Below are 21946 nucleotides of genomic sequence, written 5' to 3'. Positions count from 1 at the left end.
AAGGGCCGGGGCGCCCTGCCCGCTGTCGATCAGGGCGCCTTCGCGGTGGTCACCGGCCTGAGCGACTCGCGCACCTTGCTCACCTGCGCGGCAGTGACCGCCTCGCCCTGGTTCCCCCAACTCGAACGCGCAAAGCTCAGCACGCTGGCCACGTCGGCGTCGGTCAGGCGCCAGCCGAAGTCGGGCATGGCGATGGGCGATGGCGCCTGCGTAGTGCTCGGCATCATCGAACCCGCAAGCACGAGGCGGATCAGCGAGGTCGGGTCTTTCGCATTCACGACGCTATTGCCTGCGAGCGCAGGAAAGGTCTTGTTGGCGCCCGTGCCGTCGGACCGGTGGCAGGCGTTGCAGTTGTTCAGGTAGACCATCGCACCACTGTTGCCTTCGACGGTGCCGTTGCGCAGCGCCAGCGCCGTGGGGTGCTGCGGCGCGGCCGCGACCAGCGATGCCTGCGACGGTGCAGGCGGCGCATCGGGCCTGGCGCCCAGCGACTGCAGATAGCTGGCCACGGCCTGCAGGTCTTGCGTCGACATGTGCTGCGTGCTGTTCTGCACCACGTCGACCATCGCGCCGAATGCGGCCGTGTGGCCCGTACGCCCGGTCTGCAGGTACTGCACGATGTCTTCCGAGGGCCACTGCGCCATCGTCGGCCGGTCGGTGTGGCGCAGCGGCTGCGCGTACCAGCCATCGATGATCGCGCCCGACAGGAACAGCTCGCCCTTCTTGTCACTGGCCGCCTTCACACCGCCGAGCATGCTGCGCGGTGTGTGGCAGTCGCCGCAATGGCCCAGGCCCTGCACGAGATAGGCGCCACGGTTCCATTCGGCGCTGCGCGCGGCGTCGGGCTGGTAGGCGCCCTTGTCCAGATAGAGCCAGTTCCAGCCCATCATCAGCCCGCGCATGCTGAAGGGCCACGGCAGTTTGGTCGGCGGTGGCTTCTGCGCCACCGGCTGCACGCCGTTGCGGAAGAAGACGAACAGCGCATGCATGTCCTCGTCGTTCACGCGGGCGAAGGAGGTGTACGGCATCGCCGGGTACAGGCGATGGCCGTCCTTGGCGACGCCCTCGCGCAGCGCCCGTGCGAAGTCGGCCTCGGTGTAGGCGCCGATGCCTGCTTCGGGGTCGGGCGAGATGTTGGTCGAGACGATGGTGCCGAACGGCGTCTTCATCGGCAGGCCGCCGCCGAACGCCGGCTTGCCGGGAGCGGTGTGGCAGCTGACGCAATCGCCGGCGCGGGCGAGGTAGCGGCCGTGTTCGAGCACGGGGTCGGTGGCAGCCGCAGGCGCGGCAGGTGTGGCGGATGCGGCAGCGGTGGTCGTGACGCCGGCCGCTGCGGGCGCCGGTTCCTCGGCCTTCTGCGCCACCGCCCATGCAGCCACGCACAGCAATGCCACGGCCGCGGCCACGCCGGCGGAAACACGCCGCGCGTTCATGCCAGCGCTCCCGGATTCTTCAGGTACTGCTCGCGGATCGCCTTGGCCGACCAGTAGGCCAGCGCGCCCACCATGCCGGTCGGGTTGTAGCCGAAGTTCTGCGGAAAGGCGCTCGCGCCCATCACGAACACATTGGGCACATCCCACACCTGCAGGAAGCGGTTGACGGCACTGGTCGTGGGGTCGGTGCCCATCGGCGCACCGCCGGTGTTGTGGGTGGACTGGTAGTAGCGCACGTCGTAGTGCGCGCCGGCCTTCTGGAAATTCATCTTCATCTGCTTCGGCCCCATGGCCTTGGCGATCTGCTCGACCTTGGTGCCGATGAACTGTGTCATCGCGAGGTCGTTGGCCTTCCAGTCGAAAGTCATGCGCAGCAGTGGCTGGCCATGCACGTCCTTGTAGGTGGGGTCCAGGTCGAGGTAGTTGTCGCGGTAGGCCATCACCGAGCCCTGGCTGCCGACGCCGGCCTGGTAGATATAGTTTTCCTTCGCGGCCTTCTTCCAGCCCGCACCCCAGTTCGGCGCGCTCGGCGGCAGGCTCAGTTGCTGGATCGGCCGCCCGCCGGTGTTGATGCAGTTGATGCTGGCGCCTCCGACAAAGCCCAGTGGGCCGTGGTCGAAGTTGTCGCCGTCGAAGTCGTCGATCACGGTGCCGCTGGCGCCCGCGCCGACGAAGGGGTTCATCGGCTGGTCCTTGTCGAAGAACAGGCTGGCGCCGCCGTTGAGCTGGTAGGCGTAGTTGCGCCCGACCACGCCCTGCCCCGTCGCCGGGTCGTACTTCTTGCCGATGTTCGACATCAGCAGCAGGCGCACGTTGTGGAATTGGTAGGCGCACAGCACGACCAGATCGGCCGGCTGCTCGACCTCGTTGCCCTCGGCGTCGATGTAGGAAACACCGGTGGCGCGCTTGCCGTCGGGCGACATGTTCACGCGCAGCACATGGGACTTAGTGCGCAGCTCGAAGTTGGGCCGCTTCATCAGCACCGGCAGCAGCGTGGTCTGCGGCGAGGCCTTGGAGTACATGTAGCAGCCGTAGCGTTCGCAGAAGCCGCAGAAGTTGCAGGGCCCGAGCTGCGCGCCATGCGGGTTGGTGTAGGCACGCGAGGCATTGGCGGCAGCCTGCGGAAACGGGTGGTAGCCCAGTTCGCGCGCGGCCTTGTCGAACAGCTTGGCACTGTTGACCGAGGCCAGCGGCGGCAGCGGGAATTCGTTGGCGCGCGCGCCCTCGAAGGGGTTGCCGCCGGCCTGGATCTGGCCGCGGATGTTGCCGGCCTTGCCCGAGGTGCCGCAGATTTTTTCGAACTGGTCGAAGTGCGGTTCCAGTTCTTCATAACTCACGCCGAAGTCCTGGATGGTCATGCCTTCGGGAATGAACTTCTTGCCGTAGCGCTCTTCGTAGTTGCTGCGGATGCGCAGGTCGCTGGGCAGCGGGCGCCAGTGGTGGCCGTTCCAGTGCACGCCCGCGCCGCCCACGCCGTCGCCGGGCAGGAAGGACGCGAGCTGCCGGTACGGCACGGCGATTTCGGCCGGCGTGTGGCGGATGGTGACGGTCTCGCGCGAGAGGTTCTGGAACAGCTTGCCGCGAATGCCGTAGCTCAGCTCGTCGGTGATGCGCGGGTAGGCAAAGTCGGGTTGCGTGTCGCGGTTCTCGCCGCGCTCCAGCGCCAGCACCTTCAGGCCGGCGGCGGTGAGTTCCATGCCCATGATCGCGCCGGTCCAGCCGAAACCGACCAGCACCGCATCGACACTTGGCTTCTTGATGTTTGCCATGGTGATGCGCCCTTCAGCCTTGCGGGCCGCTGATGCTGACCGGCGGCAGGTTGTACTTGACGCCGGGCCGGTCGACCCAGTCGGCGTAGTCGGCGCGCGCCCCCGGAAAACCGATCATCTTCCAGGCGGCGGCGTTCTTGTTGCCGCCGTGGATCGGGTCGCTGAAGTAGCCCTCCTTGGTGTTCTGCAGCAGGAAGCCGAAGAAGTCGGTGGCGCCCACGCCTTCGAGCTGGACGGTGCCGGCTTCGAGGCCCTTCAACACGTCGTCCTGCTGCGCCGGCGAGAGCTGTGCGAAGCCCTTGTCGCCGAACTGCTTGCGGCAGTAGACGTCGGTGGCCGAGATGCCGGCGCGGTACACCTCGCGCGGCGGCATCTTCTTCTGGTAGCCGAACAGCGGCGACACCTCGATGAACGGCCCCTGCATGTACCAGGTGGCCGCGTGGCCGAAAGCGCCTTCCATCTGCCGGTCGATGAACTCGGGTACGCCGGCCTCGATGGCGCCGGGGCCGGTGTCGTCGGAAGGAATCAGCCTTGCCACCGCCGCCTGGATGAACGTCCACTCGGTGGCGTTGAAGTAAACCGGAGCGTAGGGCGCGCCAGGCGGCGCAGTGGCGGCAGGGTTGGGTGCCGGGGCGGGAGCGGTGGTTTGCGCCAGCGTCACACCGGTGATGCCGCCTGCACCGAAGGCCGTGGCGGCCGGCACGATGGCGATGGATCGGCGCAGAAAGCTACGCCGATCCGCGAAGGACTCGTCTTTCATCGCGTTATGGGCGGAACGGGCCGCCTTGTTGTTGTGCGAGCCTTCATCATGGCGGCGATCCCCGCCGTGCCGTGTAGGAAAGCGGCTTGCCTATGATGGATTGGTCGCAGCCCCTTTCAGGGGCCTTTCAGAACCCGCCAGACCGAAGAACCAGGAGACAACATGACGACAGTCCGCTACCCCCTTGCCGAACTCAAGGACCTGCCCGAAGACATCCGCACCGCGATCCTCACCGTGCAGGAGAAGGCCGGCTTCGTGCCCAACGTGTTCCTGGGCCTTGCGCGCCGACCGGCCGAATGGCGCGCCTTCTTCGCGTACCACGACGCGCTGATGCTCAAGGAAGAAGGCTCGCTCACCAAGGGCGACCGCGAGATGATCGTCACCACCACCAGCGCGGCCAACCAGTGCCTGTACTGCGTGGTGGCGCACGGCGCGCTGCTGCGCATCTACGAGAAGAAACCGCTGGTGGCCGACCAGGTGGCGGTGAACTACCGCAAGGCCGACATCACACCGCGCCAGCGCGCGATGCTCGACTTCGCGATGAAGGTCTGCGATCGTTCGCACGAGATCGACGACAGTGACTTCCCGCCGCTGCATGCGCACGGCTTCGACGACGAGGACATCTGGGACATCGCGGCCATCACCGCCTTCTTCGGCCTGAGCAATCGTCTGGCGAGCTTCAGCGGCATGCAGCCGAACAACGAGTTCTTTCTGATGGGACGGCTGCCGCGCGAGAAGAAGTAAGTTGCCATGGCGCGGAGGCATTCAGGGCACGTGCTATTGATCCTGCGATCAACAACCGCTCTGAGCGCTCACGTCGATACGGGGCTCTTTTTAGCTAAATAAAGGAGGAGCGAAGCGGGGGACATTCGCGAAAAAGAGCACCGTGTCGGCGTGGGCGACGCCCTGAACAACAGCGCCAAGAATCACGCCCGACGTGAACCGCAATAAAAGCTCAGCCCTTGCCCCGGCACGAGGCCAGTGCGTCCAGGGCAGGCTTGTAGGTAGGCGTGGTCACGTCCATCACACCGAGCACCGTGTGATAGAGGTTGTCGTGCGTCAGCGGCGCATCGAGCCCCGCTTCCATGCACGACTTCGAGAGCTTGCGGCGCTCGGTCATGCCTTCGCTGAACCACGTGACCATCGGCACATGCTTTTGCGCGTCGGGCGCGAAGCTGTAGGGCACGCCATGCAGGAACAGGCCGTACTCGCCGAGCGACTCACCGTGGTCGCTCACGTACAGCAACGCCGGGTCGTACTGCTTCGACTGCGCCTTGAGCCAGTCGATGGTCAGGCCCAGGAAATGGTCGGTCTGCGCGATCGAGTTGTCGTACACGTTCATCAGCTCGGCATGGCCGCACTCGGCCAGCGCGTTGGTCTTGCACTCGGGCGTGAAGCGCTTCAGCTCCGGCGCGGAGCGCTTGTAATAGGCCGGGCCATGGCTGCCCATCTGATGCATCACCAGCACGATGCCCTTGGCGCGGCGCTCGGCCGGCAGCGCGGCAATGCGCTCGTCGAGCCCCTTGAGCATCACGTCGTCGAGGCATTCGTCACCGTCGCACAACGCCTTCTTGGTGGCAGGGTCCAGGTTCGCGAAAGCCGAGGCATTGGGAATGCGCTCGCACACGCCCTTGCAACCGGCCTGGTTGTCGAGCCAGAACACGGCCAGGCCGGCGGCCTGCAGCACGTCGACCAGGGTCTCGTAGTCGTCCTTGCGTGATTCATACCCTTGCTTGCCCAACGGAGAGAACATGCATGGCACCGAGGCCAGCGTGTTGGTGCCGCAGGAACGCACTTCGCGGTAGCTCAGAACGCCGCGCTTGGCCAGCTCGGGCGTGGTATCGCGGGCGTAGCCGTTCAGGGCGAAGTGGTCGGCACGCGCCGTTTCGCCCACCACCACCACGAACAGCGGCGGCCGCGCCTGCGATGCGTAGCTCGCGCCCAGTGCCGTGCCGGCGGTGATGGGAATGAGCTTGCCGCTGTGCTTGAACATCGGCTTGATGAACACGGAGCCCGTCGAATAGAGGCTCGCGATCGGGTTCATCATGTAGCGCAGATGAACGTTGTTGCGCATCAGCGGCGCAAGCTGCCGGTTCATCGACACGACGGTGACCAGCGCCACGACCACGGCCAGCAACAGCAGCGCCACATTGCGCCAGAGCTTCGAGAAGATCCGCTGCGGCGCGATGCGAACCCGCCACAAGGCCCATCCCGCGGGCAACGCCACCACGAGCACGTTGAAGGCCATGCGCCAGCTCATCAGGTCGCGCGCCTCGTTCGGATCGGTCTGCAGCGCGTTGGCGATCATGGTGGGGTCCATCACCACCCGGTACGCGAGCATGTAGTGCTGCACCACGGCGGCCAGCACGACCACGAGGAACCACAGCGGCTTCAGCCAGCGCGACCATGCCGTGAACGACAGGATGGCCACCGAGCCGCACAGCGTGAGCAGGCTCATCGCGATGACGGTGGGCATGTAGGTGCTCGGGGCGCCGCCGATGCGGGCCAGTTCGTTCCACAGCGGCCAGTTGGTGGTCAAGACCAGGTAGAGGCTGAGCCACAGGATGACCGCCTGCAACGAACGCGGTCGGTCCAGCCACCGGTTCAGACGCGGCCAGAACGCCTGCGTGGTTGACGAATTCATCAGCGATTCGGGCTCGGAGAAGCTCCCTTGCTGGGCAGGTACTGGATCAATGCGCAAAACAGACATCCAACTAATGTAGGAACGGTGGCTGAAGGTAGCCTGAACCGATCATTGATTCCAGGTTCATTCGATTTCAGACACGCTTGACCCTGGATCGCCGGCGAACCAGCGGGCTTCGGCTGATGCTGAACGCCAGCGGGCGGCTGATGCAGCGCTCCACCATGAACGACACCAACGCGCCGAGCATCATCGCCGCGAACACATCGGACGGAAAGTGCAGCCCCAGGTACAGACGGCTCCATGCCACCACCGCGGCAACCGCCAGCGCCGCCGCCATCGGCGCGCGCCGTGGCAGGCACCACAGCGAAAAGGCCGCGGCAAAGGTGCCGGCCACATGCAGGCTCGGAAAACCCGGACGCAGGCCCTGCGGCACCCACTGGATGCCCAGGCCGTAGAACGCGGGGCGTGGAATCGGAAACAGCGAGCGGAACACGTTCACGATCACCCACACCAGCACGACACTGACGAACGCCGTGAAGAAGACGCGGCGCCAGCGGCGGTTGAATAGCGCGCCCACGCCGATCGCCAGCGCCAGCAGCGCCGGCAGGATGTCGGAAGCGAAGCGGGCGAGTCCCAGGCTCCACGCGGGCACCGACGGGCCCGCGTTGATCAACCCGAACAGCGTGGCGTCAAGACCCTGCATGGGCGGGCACTGCCGGCTTCAAGGTTCGCGGATTGAAGCGCGTCACCACCACGTCGATGGCAAAGCCCACGACCCAGCAGACCCAGGCCGTCCAAAGGGTGTGGCTCGTGTAGTGGGCGCCGCGCATCTGTTGCGATACGCCCAGCGCCAGCCCCACCACCAGCACCACCCCGAGCCAGATCGATGCCGCGCGGGGCGACACCCGGCGCAGCACGAAGTAGCCACCCAGATAGGCAAAGGCCGCGGAGGCGTGGCCGGCCGGAAAGCACCCGCCCGGTCCACCGTCGCCGATGCCCCATGACCAGTGCGACACGTACCGCGCCATGCCGCCGAATTCCTTCAAATCCCACGGGCAACTGGTCTGGCTGGCCTGCTTGATCAAGCTGACGGCCAGCACCGAGGCCAGCACCGTCAGTGCCAGTTGCACCCGGCCGCCCCGGGTCAGGCGGCGCAGGATGCCGAAAGGCCAGCGGATCGCGGCGAGCAGCACGAACAGGACGATCCAGCTCAGGTCCCGGGCACCTTCATGCATGACGTGGACCATGAAAGGGTTCTCCCGCCAGGGAAAACCGTAGGGCGTTCCCGCCAGGCGTGCCAGCGGCAGGTCCCAGCCCAGAACGTCCCAAACCATCAATGCAACCAGTGCGAGCAGGGTCAGGACCCCCAAGCGGAAATTCGGGAAACGTGTCATGGACAAAGGCAGGACAGGAAAACAACTGTAAGCCTACGTTCGCGGAATGAACATAAGCTGAAGGAACCTGAACGCAATCCGCCAATATAACTGGCTGCAATTCGACAGCGCTAGACTTCTTTTTTTGAAAAAAGGACATCGCGTGCGCATATTGCTGGTCGAAGATGACACTTCCCTCGCGGACGCCGTGTGCAGCTACCTGCTCGCCAAGGCCTTCGTGGTCGACGTGGCACTCAGCCTGGCCGAGGCACGCGGCGCCCTGCTTTCGGTGCAGTACGCGGCAGTGCTGCTCGACCTGCACCTGGGCGACGGCGACGGCCTCTCGCTGCTGCCGCAGGTGCGCGCCCTGCCCGAGCGCCCCATCGTCATCGTGCTGACGGCGCGCGACCAGGTCACCGACCGCATCCGGGGCCTCGACGCGGGTGCCGACGACTACCTCATCAAGCCCTACGACCCGGCCGAGCTGCTGGCGCGCCTGCGCGCGGTCGAGCGGCGGCGCAGCGCCAGCAGTTCGCCGGTGCTGCAACTCGGCACGCTGGAAATCGACCTGTCGCACGACATGGTGCGCAAGAGCGGCACGCCCATCACCCTGACCCAGAAGGAATGGGCGCTGCTGCGCGTGATGGCCACCCGCCCCGAGCGCATCCATACCCGCGAAAACCTTGCCGCCGCGCTCTACGGCTTCGGCGACGAAGCCGACAGCAACACGCTCGAAGTCTTCATCAGCCGCCTGCGGCGCAAGCTCGGACGCAACCACATCCAGACGCTGCGCGGCCTGGGCTACCGCCTGTCGTTCTCCACGGACGAGGACGAATGAGCACATTGAGAGCCATGCCCGGCCGCGACTCGCTGGCCGGGCGCCTCACCCGCACACTGATCGTGTGGGTCGGCGGCGTCTGGCTGCTGTGCGTGCTGGCCGTGGTCTGGTATGTGGACCGCGAGATCAACCACAACTTCGACAACGAACTGGTCGAGGTGTCGCACCGCATGTTCGACATGGCCGTGCAGGAACTCGACCGGCTGCAGCACACCGATGGCACCGCGCCCGTCACGCCGCTGATCGCGCCCAAGCAACTGTTCTCGGAAGACGCCGTGATGTACCAGATCGTGGACATCCACGAGCATGTGCTGCTGCGCTCGGCCGAGGCGTCCGTCGATGCCTTCGACGTGCCACTGGCGGCCGGCTTCGCCAACAACCAGACCTGGCGCGTCTACTCCGTGCGGCACCCCACGCTGGGCCTGTACTTCCAGGTGGCCGACCCGCTCGACGAACGCCGCCACGCGCTGAACCGCACGCTGTTCGGCCTGATCATTCCGCTGGGCGCCGTGCTGCCGCTGCTGGCGCTGGTGCTGCGCAACGTCGCGCGCGCCGAGCTGCGCGTGCTGCAGCAGCTCGCCGGCGAAATCGAAAAGCGCAACGGCGCCGACCTGCGCCCCATCACCTTGCCGGGACTGCCACAGGAACTGCGCTCGGTGGGTGACAACGTCAACCGGCTGCTGGAGCGGCTGTCGCAGTCGCTCGACGTCGAACGCGCGCTCGCCGCCAACGCGGCGCACGAACTGCGAACCCCGCTGGCCGCGGCCCGCTTGCGCCTGCAGACCGCACTCGAACACGACCTGCGGCGCAACGACGTGCAGGCCGCGCTCGACGCGCTGCAGATGCTGAGCCACCGCGCCGAAAAACTGCTGCAGCTCTCGCGCGCGGAATCGGGCGCGTCGCTGGCCCGCGCGCGGGTCGACCTCGTTCAGCTCGCCGGCACCGTGGTGCAGGAGTTCTGGCAGGACCCGCGAACCAACGAGCGCCTGTCCCTCAAGGTGCCCGACAGCGCGGCGCCGGTGGCGCTGGGCGATGTCGACGCACTGGCGATCGCCCTGCGCAACCTGGTGGAGAACGCCTTGCGCTATGGCGGCGACCGCGTGCAGATCGAGGTGATGGCGCCCTGCACGCTCGCCGTGCGCGACTTCGGCGCCGGCGTCGATGCCGAGCAGCTGCAGAAACTAAAGCAGCGCCACGTGCGGCACGGCTCCGACCGCACGGGCTACGGGCTCGGCCTGTCGATCGTGGGCACGATCGTCGAGAAGCACAACGCGAAGCTCGAACTGGCCTCGCCACCGGCGGGTGCAGCGCATGGCTTCGAGGCGCGCATCGTGCTGCAGCCGGCCTGACCTGCAGCGTCAGCGCCCGGCGGCTTCCTTCTTCGGCACGAAATCGTAGGAGTTGTCGAAGCCGAACTGCTTGGCCTTGTACATGGCTGCCATCTTCTTGACCAGGTGCTGCTGCACCACCTTCGGCAACGCGAAGTAGTTGCCGTTGGCGGTGGTCTTGCGGTCGCCGTCCAGGTCGCCGGTGATCGCGTGGATGGTCGCCTTCTTGCCTTGGTGGAAGGTGACGATCTTGATGCCGCCCGAGAAGTCGTCGGTGCTGATGTTGTCGGCATCGACGAGGGCGAAGAAGCGGTACACGACGATGGGGTCGACGAGCCCATCGCCGTCGATGTCGGTCAGCTCGGTGAGTTTCGATCGGAAGTTGATGCCGCCATCGTCCTTGCCGGCGAAGTCGCGGATCGCCCATTGCCGCGTCAGCACCTTGCCGCCTTCCACCTTGTAAAGCACGGCCTGGAGGGTGGAGGACAGTTGCTCCGGGGGAAACGGCCGGTCTTGTTTTTCGCCGAGCAACAGCGCGTAGCTGCCGGACTTGTCGGTGTAGCAATAGCGCTTGAACACGGGGAGTTCGAAGCCGGCCGTTTTCAGCGCTTCGGCCCCGAGGTACGGCGCGTTGGCGGGGCACTCGTTCTTGTCAACCTTTGTCGTCTGCGCAAAGCTCCCGGCGGCCAACAGCGCGAGGGACGCGAACGCGAAGATCTTCTTCAGCCGCATCGCGCCCTACTCGCTCACCAGCGTTCGCAGCCAGTCGGGCAATGCCAGCGCCTTCTGCTTCGGGAAGTCGACCCAGATGGTGGTGGCGCCGCCTGCCGCGCAGATCACGTCGGGCGCTTCGGCGCGCGCCATCGTGCCCCAGCTCTCGAAGGTGGTGCGGCCAGGGTCGCTCACGTACATCTTCAACAGCACGTCGCCCGGATATTCGATCTGGCGGTAGAAGTTGCAGAAGGCGTTGACGATCACCATGCCCTCGCCACCCGGCACGGGCTCGAAGCCGATGGAGCGCATCCAGTCGATGCGCGCGGTTTCGAGGTAGCGAAAGTAGGTGCCGTTGTTCAGGTGGCCCATCGCGTCCATGTCGCCCCAGCGGATGGGGATTGCCATTTCGTACACGAGCTTTTTCTTTTCGGGGATTTCGATTCTCATCGGTGCGCCTTGATGGATGCCAGGATGCCCAGGACGAACAGCAGTGCCGCCACCCATTCGGTGGCCTGCGGCCAGCGGCCGTCCCAGATGAAGGAATAGAGCAAGGCGAACAGCGTCTCGCTCACGATCAGTTGGCCGCACAGGCTGGCCGACAGCCGCTGGCTCGCCACGTTCCACAGGATGGTGCCCAGCCACGACGAGCCAATGCCGCTGGCCAGCGCGATCCAGATGAAGAGCGTGCCGTCGGGCCGGGCCTGCAGCGTGGCCATGTCGCTGCCCGCCACCACCCACAGCAGCAAGGCACCGAGGCCGGTCGCGATGCCGAGCCAGTTGGCCCAATCGGCGGCGTTCAGTTCGGTGTGGCGCTGCAGCCAGGCGGCGTTGAGCAGGCCGTAGACCGTCCAGCTCGCCATGGCGCACAGCGCCAGCGCAATGCCCCAGCCGAAGCGCGCGCCGTTGCCCTCACCCGCGCCATGCTGCGCCGACCAGGCGCCCCAGATCATCAGCGCGATGCCCGCGCCGGTCAGCACCAGCCCCGGCAGCAACGCACGCAGGTGCAGGCCCGCGGGCCGCCCAAGCAGCATCATCCAGACAGGGATGGTGCCGATGATCAGGCTGGGCACCTCCGTGCCGGCCGCTTCGATGCCGAAGGCCAGCAGCAGGTAATAGCCGCTGAAGCCCAACACGCTGAGCCCCAGCGCCGTCAGGGCCTGGCGCCCGTTGGGCCAGCGCACGGCGGCCGGCCGCGCAAACACCGCCAGCCCCGCGATGGCGCCGAACACCGCGAAGCGCGCGGCCGTGATGTCGACCATGCCGAAGTGGCCCACCATGCGCGGCGCCACGAACACCAGCCCCCAGAGCGCTCCCGCGCCCAGGCCGGCGGCAATGCCGATCCAGGCTCGCGGGCTTGTCAGAGCGCGAATCCGTCGTCGGCCGCGATGACGGCACCGTTCACGAAATGGCTTTGCCCGCTGGCCAGCAACACGATCAGGCCGTCGAGGTCTTCGGGCTTGCCCACGCGCTTGCGCGGCAGCATGTTGACCAGCTTGGCGCCGGCGTCGGTGGTCCAGAGCTCTTCATTCAGCTCGGTGGCGATGTAGCCGGGGCACAGCGCGTTCACGTTGATGCCGAAGCGCCCCCACTCCAGCGCCATGGCCTTCGTCATCTGCACCACCGCCGACTTGCCCATGCAATAGGCGCCGAGGTTCGGCACCACCTTGAGCGCGGCCACCGAGGCGATGTTGATGATGCGCCCGCCGATGTAGGTGCCCGGCGCCGAACCATCGGCACGCGCCAGCATGCGCTTGCCCACTTCCTGCGCGACGAAGAAGGCGCCCTTGACGTTGGTGTCGAAGATGAAGTCGTAGTCGTCGGGCGTCACGTCCTGCAGCCGCTGCCGCACGTTCACGCCCGAGTTGTTGACCAGGATGTCGATGGCGCCTACTTCGGTTTCGGCACGCGCCACGGCGGCCTTGATGCTGCCGATGTCGGTCACGTCGAGCTCGACCACGTGGGCGTCGCCGCCCTCGCCTTCGATGCGGGCGCGCAGCTCCTTGAGCTTCTCGACACGGCGGCTTGCCAGCACCACTGCGGCACCGGCGCGTGCCAGCGTTTTCGCGAACTGGGCACCCAGGCCACTGGAGGCGCCGGTGACGAAGGCCACGCGGCCGGAGAGATCGATGCTGTAAGCCATGAACTGAATCCTGTGGAGTCGCGCAGGTGACGCAAGAAGCCCCGTCCAACAGTGACACGGGCCGCCCGTGGACGCCGCATAAAATGCCCCGCAACCCGGGATGCCCCGCGCCTCGAAAAATCATTATCGACCCAACCCACATGACCCACGACGAAATCCTCGCCCAGTTCGGCCCTCGCGAAGCCATGGAATACGACGTGGTCGTGGTCGGTGGCGGCCCGGCCGGCCTCTCGACCGCGATCCGGCTGAAGCAGCTCGCTGCGCAGCACGAAAAAGAGATCTCGGTCGTGGTGCTCGAAAAGGGCTCCGAGCCCGGCGCGCACATCCTGTCGGGCGCCATCATGGACCCGCGCGCGCTCAACGAATTGCTGCCCGACTGGAAGGAACTGGGCGCGCCGCTGAACCAGCCCGTGACCGATGACGCCATGGTGTTCCTCGGCGAGAAATCGGGCCTGCGCACGCCCAACGCCTTGCTGCCGGCCTGCTTCCAGAACCACGGCAACTACATCATCAGCCTGGGCACCTTCACCAAGTGGCTCGCGCAACAGGCCGAGAACCTGGGCGTCGAAATCTTCCCCGGTTTCCCGGCCGCCGAAGTGCTCTACAACGAGAACGGCTCGGTGCGCGGCGTCGCCACCGGCAACATGGGCGTGGGCAAGGACGGCGAACCCACCGAGAACTTCCAGCTCGGCATGGAACTGCTGGGCAAGTACACGGTGTTCGCCGAAGGCGCGCGCGGCCACCTGGGCCGCCAGCTCATCGCGAAGTACAAGCTCGACGAAGGCAAGGACCCGCAGACCTACGGCCTGGGCGTGAAGGAAGTGTGGGAGATCGACCCCAAGCGCCATCAGCCCGGCTTCGTGCTGCACACCGCCGGCTGGCCGATGAAGAGCGACACCTACGGCGGCGCCTTCCTCTATCACATGGAGGACAACAAGGTCACGATGGGCTTCATCACCGGCCTGGACTACAGCAACCCGTACCTCAGCCCATTCGAGGAAATGCAGCGCTGGAAGCTGCACCCCAACATCCGCTGGTATCTCGAAGGCGACGAAGCCCAGGGCATCAAGCCCGCCAAGCGCATCGGCTACGGCGCGCGCGCCATCACGGCCGGTGGCCTGATGTCGCTGCCCAAGACCGTGTTCCCGGGCGGCGCGCTGGTCGGCTGCGAAGCCGGCTATCTGAACGTGAGCCGCATCAAGGGCAGCCACGCCGCCATCAAGACCGGCATGCTCGCCGCCGAGGCCGCATTCGATGCGGTGCAGGCCGGCCGCCAACACGACGAACTCACCGCCTACCCGGCCGCGTTCGAGAAGAGCTGGCTGCACACCGAGCTGAAGAAGGCGCGCAACTTCAAGGCCTGGTTCAAGAAGGGCCTGGTCGTCGCGACCTTCATGAACGGCATCGAGCAATGGCTGCTGAAGGGCCACATTCCATGGACGCTGCGCCGCAACAAGCCCGACCACCTGTACCTGAAGCCCGCGGCCGAGTGCAAGCCCATCGCCTATCCGAAGCCGGACGGCAAGCTCACCTTCGACCGCCTCTCCAGCGTGTTCATCAGCAACACGAACCATGAAGAGCAACAGCCGGCCCACCTGACGCTCAAGGATGCGACGGTGCCGGTCAACATCAACCTCGAGAAGTTCGCCGGCCCCGAGAGCCGCTACTGCCCGGCCGGCGTCTACGAGTTCGTAGGCACGGAAGACGGCAAGCAGCGGCTGCAGATCAACGCGCAGAACTGCGTGCACTGCAAGACCTGCGACATCAAGGACCCGACGCAGAACATCGTGTGGGTCACGCCTGAAGGCGGCGGCGGCCCGAACTACGTGGGGATGTGAGCCAGCGGGGACCGTGAGCTGACAAACTGTTTGGCCCGCAGCTTGGCGCGCGCAACCGCCGCGTCCAGCGAGGGCTGCTGCATGATCACGAGCGATCCCCTTCGACGGCCGTGATGCGCAATTTCCGCGACGCCTGCATAGCTGCCACTGGCGGTTTGCTTGAAGTGGAACGCGCACGACCAGCCCCCGCGCAAATCGACGGCGATCTCCGTCGCCTCATCCGGGCGCAGCGTTTCACCGCTCCAGTGGGGACCGAGCACAGGTATTTCCTTGTTGTTGAATCGCGAGGGGGTCGATCGCGGATCGCGGGCCGATGGCCTCGCGCGTCCTGCAGCGCAAGCGCTTGAAGCTCACCCGTCAGAAGAAGGTGAGCCAAGGTACAGCCACTGCTTGCTTGCGTTTTGCGCGCGCCAGTTTCGCTGACTGGCGAATAGCGTCCATCCCCTGAATTGGGTATACGGGCTTTCGGTGCCCGTTCAAGCGGAGGCGACGAACTTGCGTGCGATCAGCCCCACCACGATGGCGCCGACGATGGCGCCGGGCAGCGAGAAGCCCGCGCCCGCCAAACCGGCGAGCGCTCCCGCGCATCCACCCAGAAAGATCCAGGACAGCAACGTCCGCCTGCGCCGGTAGCGCGGCGAAGGCTTCTGCGCGAACATGCCGTTCGCCACGAGCCAGACCACGGCGATGAGCCACAAGACCACGACCGTGAACATCCCGCGTCTCCTGTCGATGAAAGTCGAACGAGCCTGATGCGAAGCAGGTGGTGGACCGTGTCAGTCCAGATTCGGAAAGCCGTCGCGCGACAGCTCGCCTCGCGCTCCGTCTGCGGGCATGCCGCCTTCGGCCACGGCCATCGCCACTGCTTTCGCGATGGCGTCGGTATGGGAGGTGAAGGCCTCGATCATCTCGTCGTCGAAGTCCATGCTCGAGCAGGCCAGGTCCGAGAGGATGTCGATCGGCACCAGGAAGAGCCCCTGCGCGCCGGCAGTGCTGGCCGTGAACTGCACGCCTTCGGGGGACGCCTGCATGCCGGTCATTTCAACTTTGCTCATCAACGGGTCCTTTGGAAGGAAAAACGAAAGCCACGCGCGTGACCGGCATCGAGCATGCCACAGGCAACTTGGCTGACCATGGCAGCGCAGGCGCACTTATCCTCGCCGTTCACAGGAGACAAACCGCATGCACATCGTCATCACCGGCGGCGCCGGCTTCCTCGGCGCACGCCTGGCCCGCACCCTGCTCGAACAGGGCCGGCTTTCCCTCGTGGGCGCGCCCGCGAGATCCATCGAACGCATCACCCTGGTGGACCGCGTGCCGCCACCGCCCGACCTGGCGGCCGACGCGCGCATCGCGGCCATCACGGGCGACCTCAACGCGCAGCTCGCGGCCGATGCCGACGCCACGGTCTGGCGCCAGGCCGATGCCATCTTCCATCTGGCCGCCGCGGTGAGCGGCGAATGCGAGGCCGACTTCGACCTCGGCATGCGCAGCAACTTCGCGGCCACGCACGCCTTGCTCGAACGCGTGCGCGGGCTCGGCACAAAACCGGTGCTGGTGTTCGCAAGCTCGCTCGCCGTGTTCGGCGACTCGCCCGAGCAGCCGCTGCCCAAGGTGATCGAAGACCACACGCTGCCGACACCGCAGACCAGCTACGGCATCCAGAAGTTCATTGGCGAACAGCTCGTGGCCGACTTCACGCGCAAGGGCTTCGTGCGCGGGCGCAGCGTGCGGCTCATGACGGTGAGCGTGCGGCCGGGCAAGCCCAATGGCGCGGCCTCGGGCTTCTTCAGCGGCATGATCCGCGAGCCGCTCGCCGGCCTGCGCGCGGCCTGCCCCGTGCCCGACGAAACGCCGGTGGCCATTGCCTCACCGGCCCGCACCGTCGAAGGCATCCTGCGCGCGGCCGAGGCCAGCGATGCGCAATGGGGCCCGCGCACCGCGCTGAACCTGCCCTCGCTCGCCACCACGGTCGGCGAGATGGCGGCGGCGCTCGAGCGCGTGGCCGGCAAGGCCGCCACCGCCCTGCTCGACCGCACGCCCGATCCGACCATCCAGCGCATCGTAAAAACTTGGCCGGGGCACATCGAGACTGTCCGCGCGAGGGCGCTGGGGCTCACGTCCGATGAAAACTTCGAGGCGGTGATTCGCGCCTACGTCCGTGAAAATCCCGACGCGGTAAAGCTCCCGGCTGTTGCATAGTCCAGTGCGCCTGACGCGTTCCTGACCCAACTCCCCGGAGACAACATGAAATTCGGCCCCATCGCCGCCGCCTGCCTTTCGCTCGCCCTCAGCTCGGTCGCCTTTGCACAGACGACCATGAAGATCAGCATTTCGACCGCGCAGAACTCGCACCAGGGCGTCGCCATCGACACCTTCGCCAAGGAGGTCGAGAAGCGCACCGCAGGCCGCTACAAGGTGCAGACCTTCTACAACGGCGCACTCGGCGGCGAGCGCGAGTCGATCGAAGCGGTGCAGTTGGGCACGCAGGAACTCGCGTTCTCCTCGACCGGCCCGGTGCCCAACTTCGTGCCCGAGACGAAGATCCTCGACGTGCCCTTCCTGTTCCGCGACAAGGCCCATGCGCGCGCCGTGCTCGACGGCCCGATCGGCCAGGACATGCTGACCAAGTTCGACGCCAAGGGCTTCAAGGCGCTGGCCTGGGCCGAGAACGGCTTTCGCCACATGACCAACAGCAAGCGCGACGTGAAGGGCCCCGAAGACCTGAAGGGCCTGAAGATGCGCACGATGGAAAACCCGGTGCACATCGCGGCCTACAAGGGCTTCGGCATCATCACCACGCCCATGGCCTTTCCTGAAGTGTTCACCGCGCTGCAGCAAGGCACGGTCGACGGCCAGGAGAACCCGCTGCCGGTCATCATCTCGGCCAAGTTCGACCAGGTGCAAAAGCACCTGTCGCTCACGGGCCACGTGTACTCGCCCTGCATCTTCGTGATGAACAAGGCGAGCTTCGACAAGCTCAGCGCAGCCGACAAGCAAGCCTTCCTCGACGCCGCCAAGGAAGGCACGAAAGCCAACCGCGCGCGTGTCGACGAGGACGATGCCAAGGGTGTGGCCGATCTGCGCGCCAAGGGCATGACTGTGATCGACAACGTCGACAAGGCCAGGTTCGTCGCCGCGCTCGCGCCGGTCAACGCCCAGTTCGAGAAGGATTTCGGCAAGGCCAATCTCGACAAGATCCGCGACTACAAGTGAAAGAACGATTCCTTGGCATCGAGCGCTGGACCACCGGCGTCTCGATGGTCCTGGCCTGCCTGATGCTGGTCGTTGCATCGGCCCTGGGCGTGTTCCAGATCGTCACCCGCTTCGTGCTGGAACAACCGGCCGAATGGAGCGAGATCCTGATCCGCGTGAGCCTCATCTGGATGGTGTTCCTTGGCATTCCGATGGCGTTTCGGCAGGGCGCGATGGTGAGCGTGGACGTGCTCTACCGCTGGAGCCCGCCGCGCATGCGCCGCGTGCTCGACGCGGTGGTGAGCATCGCCGCGCTGGCGCTGATGCTGATCGTGCTGTGGTGGGGCTGGGACTACGCCATGCGCGGGCGCGTGCAGTCGATGGCCGGCCTCGAAAGCCTCTCGATGATGTGGTCGTACCTGGCGCTGCCGGTGGGTTCGCTGTTCTGCGTGTTCGGCATCATTGGTAATTTTCTCGACCCGAAGCGGCTCGAACTGGAGACCGCGCAATGAGTGTGATGATGGTCGCAACGATGGTGCTGTGTTTTGCACTGTCGGTCTCGGTGGCGGTTTCCATCGGGCTGGCGTCGATCCTGGGCATCCAGGTGTCGAACGCCAACATGCTGATCTCCGTGAAGGAGATGTTCAATTCGATCAACAAGTTTCCGCTGGCGGCCATTCCGTTCTTCATCCTGGCCGGCAACCTGATGGAAACCGGCGGCATCTCGCGCCGGCTGGTGGAGTTCGCCAAGAGCATCGTGGGCGGTGTGCAGGGCGGCCTGCCAATGACCTGCGTGCTCACCTGCATGATCTTCGCGGCGGTCTCGGGCTCGTCGGTGGCCACCACCTTCGCGATCGGCGCCATCCTGATCCCGGCGCTCATCAAGCACGGCTACCCCACCTCGTACGCAGCGGCCCTGCAGGCCACGAGCGCGGAGCTGGGCGTGATCATTCCGCCGTCGATCCCGATGATCCTCTACGGCGTGAGCGCCGAAGTGTCCATCGGCGAGCTGTTCATTGCGGGCTTCGGCCCCGGCATCCTGATCAGCCTGGCGTTGATGCTGTTCGTGTGGGTCTACTGCAAGTGGAAGGGCTGGGGCAAGACCGACGGCGAAGGCCGCATGCCCTTCGGCCGCGCGCTGTGGCAGGCCGGCTGGGCGCTGTTGATGCCGGTGATCATCCTTGGCGGCATCTACGGCGGCGTCTTCACGCCGACCGAGGCCTCCGCCGTGGCGGTGTTCTACGCGCTGGTGGTGGGCATGGTGATCTACCGCGAGATCAAGCCCAAGGACCTGTACACGATCTTGCGCAAGTCGGTGATGTCGTCGGCGGTGATCATGTTCATCATCGCCAACGCGGGGTTGTTCGCGTTCCTGATCACCCGCGCGGGCGTGCCCGACGCCATTGGCCACTGGCTGCAGGAAGTGCTGAAGTCGCCGGCGATGTTCCTGCTGGGCGTGAACGCGGCGCTGTTCGTGATCGGCATGTTCATCGAGACCAGCGCGGCGATCATCGTGCTCGCGCCGATCCTGGCGCCGGTGGCGGTGCACTTCGGCATCGACCCGGTGCACTTCGGGCTGATCATGGTGGTGAACCTGGCCCTGGGCATGATCACGCCGCCCTTCGGCGTGAACCTGTTCGCGGCCTGCACCGTGGCGCGCATATCGCTGGACCGCATCGTCAAGCACCTCGTGCCTTTCGTGCTGGTGATCATGGCGTGCCTGATGGTGATCACCTACGTGCCGTGGGTCTCGCTGGCGCTGCGCGACCTGGTCTACGCCAAGTAGTCGCGGCGCAGGTACACGCTGGGCGGCATGCCCAGCGTGCGCCGGAACATCGCGGTGAAGGCGCTCGGGCTCTCGTAGCCATGCGCCAACGCCACCTCCAGGATCGACGCACCCGCCGCCAGTTGCGGCAGGCTCAACAACAGCCGCGCCTGCCGGCACCACGCGCCGAAGTTCATGCCGGTCTCGCGCTGGAACAGGCGCGCCAGCGTGCGCGTGTTCATGTGCAGCCGCAGCGCCCAGTCGTCGAGCGTCGCGGGCAGCGACGGGTCGCGCACCAGTTCCTCGCACAGCACCGCCAGCCGGGCGTGGCGCGGCATCGGCACGTGCAGCGACAGCGCGGGCGCGGCCTCGATCTCATCGAGGATCAGCTCCATCACGCGCTCGTCGCGGCTGCCCGGCGCGTAGTCCAGCGGCAGCGACACGGCCGTGACGATCAGTTGCCTGAGCAATGCGCCCACGCGGATCACGCGGCACTCGCGCCCGATGTCGGCGCGCGTGCCGGGCTCGACGAAGACGGTGCGCATCTTCACCTCGCCCGCCATGCGGATCTGGTGCTCCATGCCCGGCGGCACCCAGACGCCACGACCGGGCGGCACCACCCAACTGCCGGCCACGGCGCCGACGATCATCACACCCGAGATCGCATGGATGAGCTGGCCGCGCCGGTGCGTGTGCGGCGGAATGAAGGCGTCGCCATCGGGGTCGGTCGCCAGCACCGCGACGGCCCGCGGGGTCGACTCGCCTTGTTCGGGGCGCAGATTCAGTTTGTCCATTTCTCGACGATGCTTGTTGATTCGTAGCGAGAACATCTTCGCACGCCTTCCTACGATGCCTTTCCTCTCAGGAAATCAATCAAGGAAGCGATCGAATGAACAAGCGCCGACTCGGGCTGCTCACCGGCACCCATGCCGTCAATGACCTCTATCAGGGCCTCGTGCCCGCCCTGCTGCCTTTCATGGTGCTGGAACGCGGCTACAGCTACACGGCCGTGAGCGGGCTGATGCTGGCGGCCACCGGGCTGTCGAGCGTGGTGCAGCCGCTGTTCGGCCTGTACGCCGACCGCCATCCGCGCAGCTGGCTGGTGCCGGTGGGCTTTCTGGTGGCGGCGCTGGGCGTGGTGCTGGCGGGCATCAGCCAGAGCTACCTGCTGACCTGGATCGCCATTGCGCTGTGCGGGCTGGGCATTGCGGCGTACCACCCGCCCGCGACGGTGGCGGCGCGCGCGGCCGGCGGCGCGTCGCAAAAGGCGATGAGCGTGTTCTCGGTGGGCGGCACCATCGGCGCCTCGTTCGCGCCGGTGCTGGCGGCCACGGTGGTCGGCGGCGGTGGCCTGTCGCGCAGCTACCTGCTGGGCGTGCCGGCGGTGGCGATGGGCGTGGTGTGGGTGGTGGCCAATGCGCGGCGCGGCGCGGGCGCCGCAGCGGCAGCGTTAGCCAGGAAGCAGGCCGGCAGCGAGCTGTTGAAGCCCCATAACGACTGGCGCGCCTTCAGCCTGCTGGTGGCAACCATCGTGGGCTGGTCGATTCCCTATGTGACGGTGCTGTCGATGCTCTCGCTGCGCATCACGCGTGACCTGCATGGCACCACCTTCCAGGGCGCTGCGGCACTCACCTGCTTCACCGCCTCGGGTGCGGTGGGCGTGCTGCTCGGCGGCTGGCTCGGCGACCGCCTCGGCCGCATGGGCACGATCCGCAGCGGCTACCTGCTGGCATTGCCGGCCCTTGCATGCCTTGTGCTCGCGCCGACGGCCGGCTGGGCGCTGGCCTGTACCGCGCTGCTCGGCCTGGCGATGTTCCTGCCGTTCGCGGCTCAGGTCACGCTGGCGCAGGACTACCTGCCGCGCAACCCGGCCACGGCCAGCGGCATCACGCTCGGGCTGGCGCTGTCGGTGGGCGGGCTGGTGTCGCCGCTGTTCGGCATGCTGTCGGATGCGCGCGGCCTGGGTGTCACGCTGACCGCGGTGCTCTGCGTGCTGTGCGTCGCGACCGTGCTGGCCTTGCGGCTGCGCAACCGGGCACCGGTGATCGCGCCGGTCGACCTCGAAGGGGCCGCGACCGCCTGAACGGGCGCCGGTTCGGCCCACAGCGGATTCACTGCCAGAATCGGCGTCGCGTTCGACGCTGATAAC

Annotated in this window: 23 protein-coding genes; 9 read left to right on the top strand and 14 right to left on the bottom strand. The window is 66.5% G+C overall.

Features of this window, described 5'->3' with window-relative positions:
• Positions 1–29: 29 nt before the first annotated feature.
• Genes H7F35_RS24790 through H7F35_RS24780 form a run of 3 tightly spaced genes read right to left on the bottom strand, consistent with a single transcriptional unit; the run spans position 30 to position 3962 of the window.
• Positions 30–1433 carry a c-type cytochrome gene (locus tag H7F35_RS24790; protein ID WP_187109210.1) on the bottom strand — a complete coding sequence of 468 codons (1404 nt, stop codon included), beginning with the start codon at positions 1431–1433 and terminating at the stop codon, positions 30–32.
• Complete coding sequence (locus H7F35_RS24785; protein WP_187109209.1) at positions 1430–3202, bottom strand: GMC family oxidoreductase; 1773 nt, start codon at positions 3200–3202, stop codon at positions 1430–1432. The genes H7F35_RS24790 and H7F35_RS24785 overlap by 4 nt, the downstream gene beginning before the upstream one ends.
• Positions 3203–3215: 13 nt before the next feature.
• Complete coding sequence (locus H7F35_RS24780) at positions 3216–3962, bottom strand: gluconate 2-dehydrogenase subunit 3 family protein (protein WP_187109208.1); 747 nt, start codon at positions 3960–3962, stop codon at positions 3216–3218.
• A gap of 162 nt (positions 3963–4124) precedes the next feature.
• Between H7F35_RS24780 and H7F35_RS24775 the strand changes: the two genes are divergently transcribed.
• On the top strand, positions 4125–4706 hold the full coding sequence (locus tag H7F35_RS24775) for a peroxidase-related enzyme (RefSeq protein WP_187109207.1): 582 nt from the start codon (positions 4125–4127) through the stop codon (positions 4704–4706).
• Positions 4707–4917: 211 nt separating this feature from the next.
• On the opposite strand, the gene H7F35_RS24770 is transcribed toward H7F35_RS24775, so the two are convergent.
• The 3 genes from H7F35_RS24770 to H7F35_RS24760 all read right to left on the bottom strand — a co-directional run bounded on the left by H7F35_RS24770 (position 4918) and on the right by H7F35_RS24760 (position 8000).
• On the bottom strand, positions 4918–6606 hold the full coding sequence (locus H7F35_RS24770; RefSeq protein ID WP_410010729.1) for a phosphoethanolamine transferase: 1689 nt from the start codon (positions 6604–6606) through the stop codon (positions 4918–4920).
• A gap of 133 nt (positions 6607–6739) precedes the next feature.
• Positions 6740–7309: a phosphatase PAP2 family protein gene (locus H7F35_RS24765; protein ID WP_187109205.1), complete on the bottom strand. Its 570-nt coding sequence runs from the start codon at positions 7307–7309 to the stop codon at positions 6740–6742.
• Positions 7296–8000: a phosphatase PAP2 family protein gene (locus tag H7F35_RS24760; protein WP_187109204.1), complete on the bottom strand. Its 705-nt coding sequence runs from the start codon at positions 7998–8000 to the stop codon at positions 7296–7298. The genes H7F35_RS24765 and H7F35_RS24760 overlap by 14 nt, the downstream gene beginning before the upstream one ends.
• 142 nt (positions 8001–8142) lie before the next feature.
• Between H7F35_RS24760 and H7F35_RS24755 the strand changes: the two genes are divergently transcribed.
• Positions 8143–8817, top strand: coding sequence for a response regulator transcription factor (locus H7F35_RS24755; protein ID WP_187109203.1), 675 nt, complete (start codon positions 8143–8145; stop codon positions 8815–8817).
• Positions 8814–10166, top strand: coding sequence for a sensor histidine kinase (locus tag H7F35_RS24750; RefSeq protein ID WP_187109202.1), 1353 nt, complete (start codon positions 8814–8816; stop codon positions 10164–10166). Before H7F35_RS24755 ends, H7F35_RS24750 begins: the two co-directional genes overlap by 4 nt.
• A 9-nt stretch (positions 10167–10175) precedes the next feature.
• Here the strand turns inward: H7F35_RS24750 and H7F35_RS24745 are convergent, their stop codons facing one another.
• The 4 genes from H7F35_RS24745 to H7F35_RS24730 form a co-directional block, all read right to left on the bottom strand.
• Positions 10176–10877 carry a M949_RS01915 family surface polysaccharide biosynthesis protein gene (locus tag H7F35_RS24745; RefSeq protein ID WP_187109201.1) on the bottom strand — a complete coding sequence of 234 codons (702 nt, stop codon included), beginning with the start codon at positions 10875–10877 and terminating at the stop codon, positions 10176–10178.
• A gap of 6 nt (positions 10878–10883) precedes the next feature.
• The gene (locus tag H7F35_RS24740; RefSeq protein ID WP_187109200.1) at positions 10884–11306 is read right to left on the bottom strand and encodes an acyl-CoA thioesterase; all 423 of its coding nucleotides are present in this window, start codon (positions 11304–11306) and stop codon (positions 10884–10886) included.
• On the bottom strand, positions 11303–12154 hold the full coding sequence (locus H7F35_RS24735; protein WP_187109199.1) for a DMT family transporter: 852 nt from the start codon (positions 12152–12154) through the stop codon (positions 11303–11305). Before H7F35_RS24735 ends, H7F35_RS24740 begins: the two co-directional genes overlap by 4 nt.
• Before the next feature lie 62 nt (positions 12155–12216).
• Positions 12217–12999 carry an SDR family oxidoreductase gene (locus H7F35_RS24730; protein ID WP_187109198.1) on the bottom strand — a complete coding sequence of 261 codons (783 nt, stop codon included), beginning with the start codon at positions 12997–12999 and terminating at the stop codon, positions 12217–12219.
• 140 nt (positions 13000–13139) lie between these two features.
• On the opposite strand from H7F35_RS24730, the gene H7F35_RS24725 reads away from it, so the two are divergent.
• Positions 13140–14837 (top strand): electron transfer flavoprotein-ubiquinone oxidoreductase, encoded by a 1698-nt coding sequence (locus H7F35_RS24725; RefSeq protein WP_187109197.1) that lies wholly within the window; start codon positions 13140–13142, stop codon positions 14835–14837.
• Here H7F35_RS24725 and H7F35_RS24720 read toward each other — a convergent pair.
• The 3 genes from H7F35_RS24720 to H7F35_RS24710 form a co-directional block, all read right to left on the bottom strand.
• The gene (locus H7F35_RS24720; RefSeq protein WP_261803334.1) at positions 14822–15097 is read right to left on the bottom strand and encodes a hypothetical protein; all 276 of its coding nucleotides are present in this window, start codon (positions 15095–15097) and stop codon (positions 14822–14824) included. The two genes, H7F35_RS24725 and H7F35_RS24720, sit on opposite strands and share 16 nt — an antisense overlap.
• 216 nt (positions 15098–15313) lie before the next feature.
• Entirely contained in the window at positions 15314–15553 is a 240-nt protein-coding gene (locus tag H7F35_RS24715) for a hypothetical protein (RefSeq protein ID WP_187109196.1), read from the bottom strand.
• Between the two features lie 60 nt (positions 15554–15613).
• On the bottom strand, positions 15614–15892 hold the full coding sequence (locus H7F35_RS24710; protein WP_187109195.1) for a DUF1488 family protein: 279 nt from the start codon (positions 15890–15892) through the stop codon (positions 15614–15616).
• A 127-nt stretch (positions 15893–16019) separates the two neighbouring features.
• On the opposite strand from H7F35_RS24710, the gene denD reads away from it, so the two are divergent.
• From denD to H7F35_RS24690, 4 genes are read left to right on the top strand one after another with little or no spacing between them, the layout of a single operon-like run.
• Positions 16020–17039 (top strand): D-erythronate dehydrogenase, encoded by a 1020-nt coding sequence (denD, locus tag H7F35_RS24705; protein ID WP_187109194.1) that lies wholly within the window; start codon positions 16020–16022, stop codon positions 17037–17039.
• Positions 17040–17084: 45 nt separating this feature from the next.
• Positions 17085–18053, top strand: coding sequence for a TRAP transporter substrate-binding protein (locus H7F35_RS24700; protein ID WP_187109193.1), 969 nt, complete (start codon positions 17085–17087; stop codon positions 18051–18053).
• Positions 18050–18544 carry a TRAP transporter small permease gene (locus H7F35_RS24695; protein WP_187109192.1) on the top strand — a complete coding sequence of 165 codons (495 nt, stop codon included), beginning with the start codon at positions 18050–18052 and terminating at the stop codon, positions 18542–18544. Before H7F35_RS24700 ends, H7F35_RS24695 begins: the two co-directional genes overlap by 4 nt.
• A complete protein-coding gene (locus H7F35_RS24690; protein ID WP_187109191.1) occupies positions 18541–19818 on the top strand; it encodes a TRAP transporter large permease in 1278 nt (425 codons plus the stop codon). Before H7F35_RS24695 ends, H7F35_RS24690 begins: the two co-directional genes overlap by 4 nt.
• On the opposite strand, the gene H7F35_RS24685 is transcribed toward H7F35_RS24690, so the two are convergent.
• Positions 19806–20591, bottom strand: a complete 786-nt coding sequence (locus H7F35_RS24685) for an AraC family transcriptional regulator (RefSeq protein WP_187109190.1) — start codon at positions 20589–20591, stop codon at positions 19806–19808. The two genes, H7F35_RS24690 and H7F35_RS24685, sit on opposite strands and share 13 nt — an antisense overlap.
• A gap of 95 nt (positions 20592–20686) precedes the next feature.
• Between H7F35_RS24685 and H7F35_RS24680 the strand changes: the two genes are divergently transcribed.
• The gene (locus H7F35_RS24680) at positions 20687–21880 is read left to right on the top strand and encodes an MFS transporter (protein WP_187109189.1); all 1194 of its coding nucleotides are present in this window, start codon (positions 20687–20689) and stop codon (positions 21878–21880) included.
• The last annotated feature ends 66 nt before the right edge of the window (positions 21881–21946 follow it).

It is taken from the genome of Variovorax sp. PAMC26660 (assembly GCF_014302995.1).
In the GTDB taxonomy this organism is placed as follows: domain Bacteria; phylum Pseudomonadota; class Gammaproteobacteria; order Burkholderiales; family Burkholderiaceae_C; genus Variovorax.
This window is presented reverse-complemented; position numbering and strand designations above follow the sequence as displayed.

Bases quoted from the DNA above. Each gene is read 5' to 3' on its own strand.
- H7F35_RS24685 (WP_187109190.1), bottom strand. From the start codon at position 20,591: ATGGACAAACTGAATCTGCGCCCCGAACAAGGCGAGTCGACCCCGCGG.
- H7F35_RS24780 (WP_187109208.1), bottom strand. From the start codon at position 3,962: ATGAAAGACGAGTCCTTCGCGGATCGGCGTAGCTTTCTGCGCCGATCC.
- H7F35_RS24680 (WP_187109189.1), top strand. From the start codon at position 20,687: ATGAACAAGCGCCGACTCGGGCTGCTCACCGGCACCCATGCCGTCAAT.
- H7F35_RS24770 (WP_410010729.1), bottom strand. From the start codon at position 6,606: ATGAATTCGTCAACCACGCAGGCGTTCTGGCCGCGTCTGAACCGGTGG.
- H7F35_RS24785 (WP_187109209.1), bottom strand. From the start codon at position 3,202: ATGGCAAACATCAAGAAGCCAAGTGTCGATGCGGTGCTGGTCGGTTTC.
- H7F35_RS24710 (WP_187109195.1), bottom strand. From the start codon at position 15,892: ATGAGCAAAGTTGAAATGACCGGCATGCAGGCGTCCCCCGAAGGCGTG.
- H7F35_RS24715 (WP_187109196.1), bottom strand. From the start codon at position 15,553: ATGTTCACGGTCGTGGTCTTGTGGCTCATCGCCGTGGTCTGGCTCGTG.
- denD (WP_187109194.1), top strand. From the start codon at position 16,020: ATGCACATCGTCATCACCGGCGGCGCCGGCTTCCTCGGCGCACGCCTG.
- H7F35_RS24690 (WP_187109191.1), top strand. From the start codon at position 18,541: ATGAGTGTGATGATGGTCGCAACGATGGTGCTGTGTTTTGCACTGTCG.
- H7F35_RS24740 (WP_187109200.1), bottom strand. From the start codon at position 11,306: ATGAGAATCGAAATCCCCGAAAAGAAAAAGCTCGTGTACGAAATGGCA.
- H7F35_RS24750 (WP_187109202.1), top strand. From the start codon at position 8,814: ATGAGCACATTGAGAGCCATGCCCGGCCGCGACTCGCTGGCCGGGCGC.
- H7F35_RS24765 (WP_187109205.1), bottom strand. From the start codon at position 7,309: ATGCAGGGTCTTGACGCCACGCTGTTCGGGTTGATCAACGCGGGCCCG.
- H7F35_RS24790 (WP_187109210.1), bottom strand. From the start codon at position 1,433: ATGAACGCGCGGCGTGTTTCCGCCGGCGTGGCCGCGGCCGTGGCATTG.
- H7F35_RS24700 (WP_187109193.1), top strand. From the start codon at position 17,085: ATGAAATTCGGCCCCATCGCCGCCGCCTGCCTTTCGCTCGCCCTCAGC.
- H7F35_RS24745 (WP_187109201.1), bottom strand. From the start codon at position 10,877: ATGCGGCTGAAGAAGATCTTCGCGTTCGCGTCCCTCGCGCTGTTGGCC.
- H7F35_RS24725 (WP_187109197.1), top strand. From the start codon at position 13,140: ATGACCCACGACGAAATCCTCGCCCAGTTCGGCCCTCGCGAAGCCATG.
- H7F35_RS24760 (WP_187109204.1), bottom strand. From the start codon at position 8,000: ATGACACGTTTCCCGAATTTCCGCTTGGGGGTCCTGACCCTGCTCGCA.
- H7F35_RS24775 (WP_187109207.1), top strand. From the start codon at position 4,125: ATGACGACAGTCCGCTACCCCCTTGCCGAACTCAAGGACCTGCCCGAA.
- H7F35_RS24730 (WP_187109198.1), bottom strand. From the start codon at position 12,999: ATGGCTTACAGCATCGATCTCTCCGGCCGCGTGGCCTTCGTCACCGGC.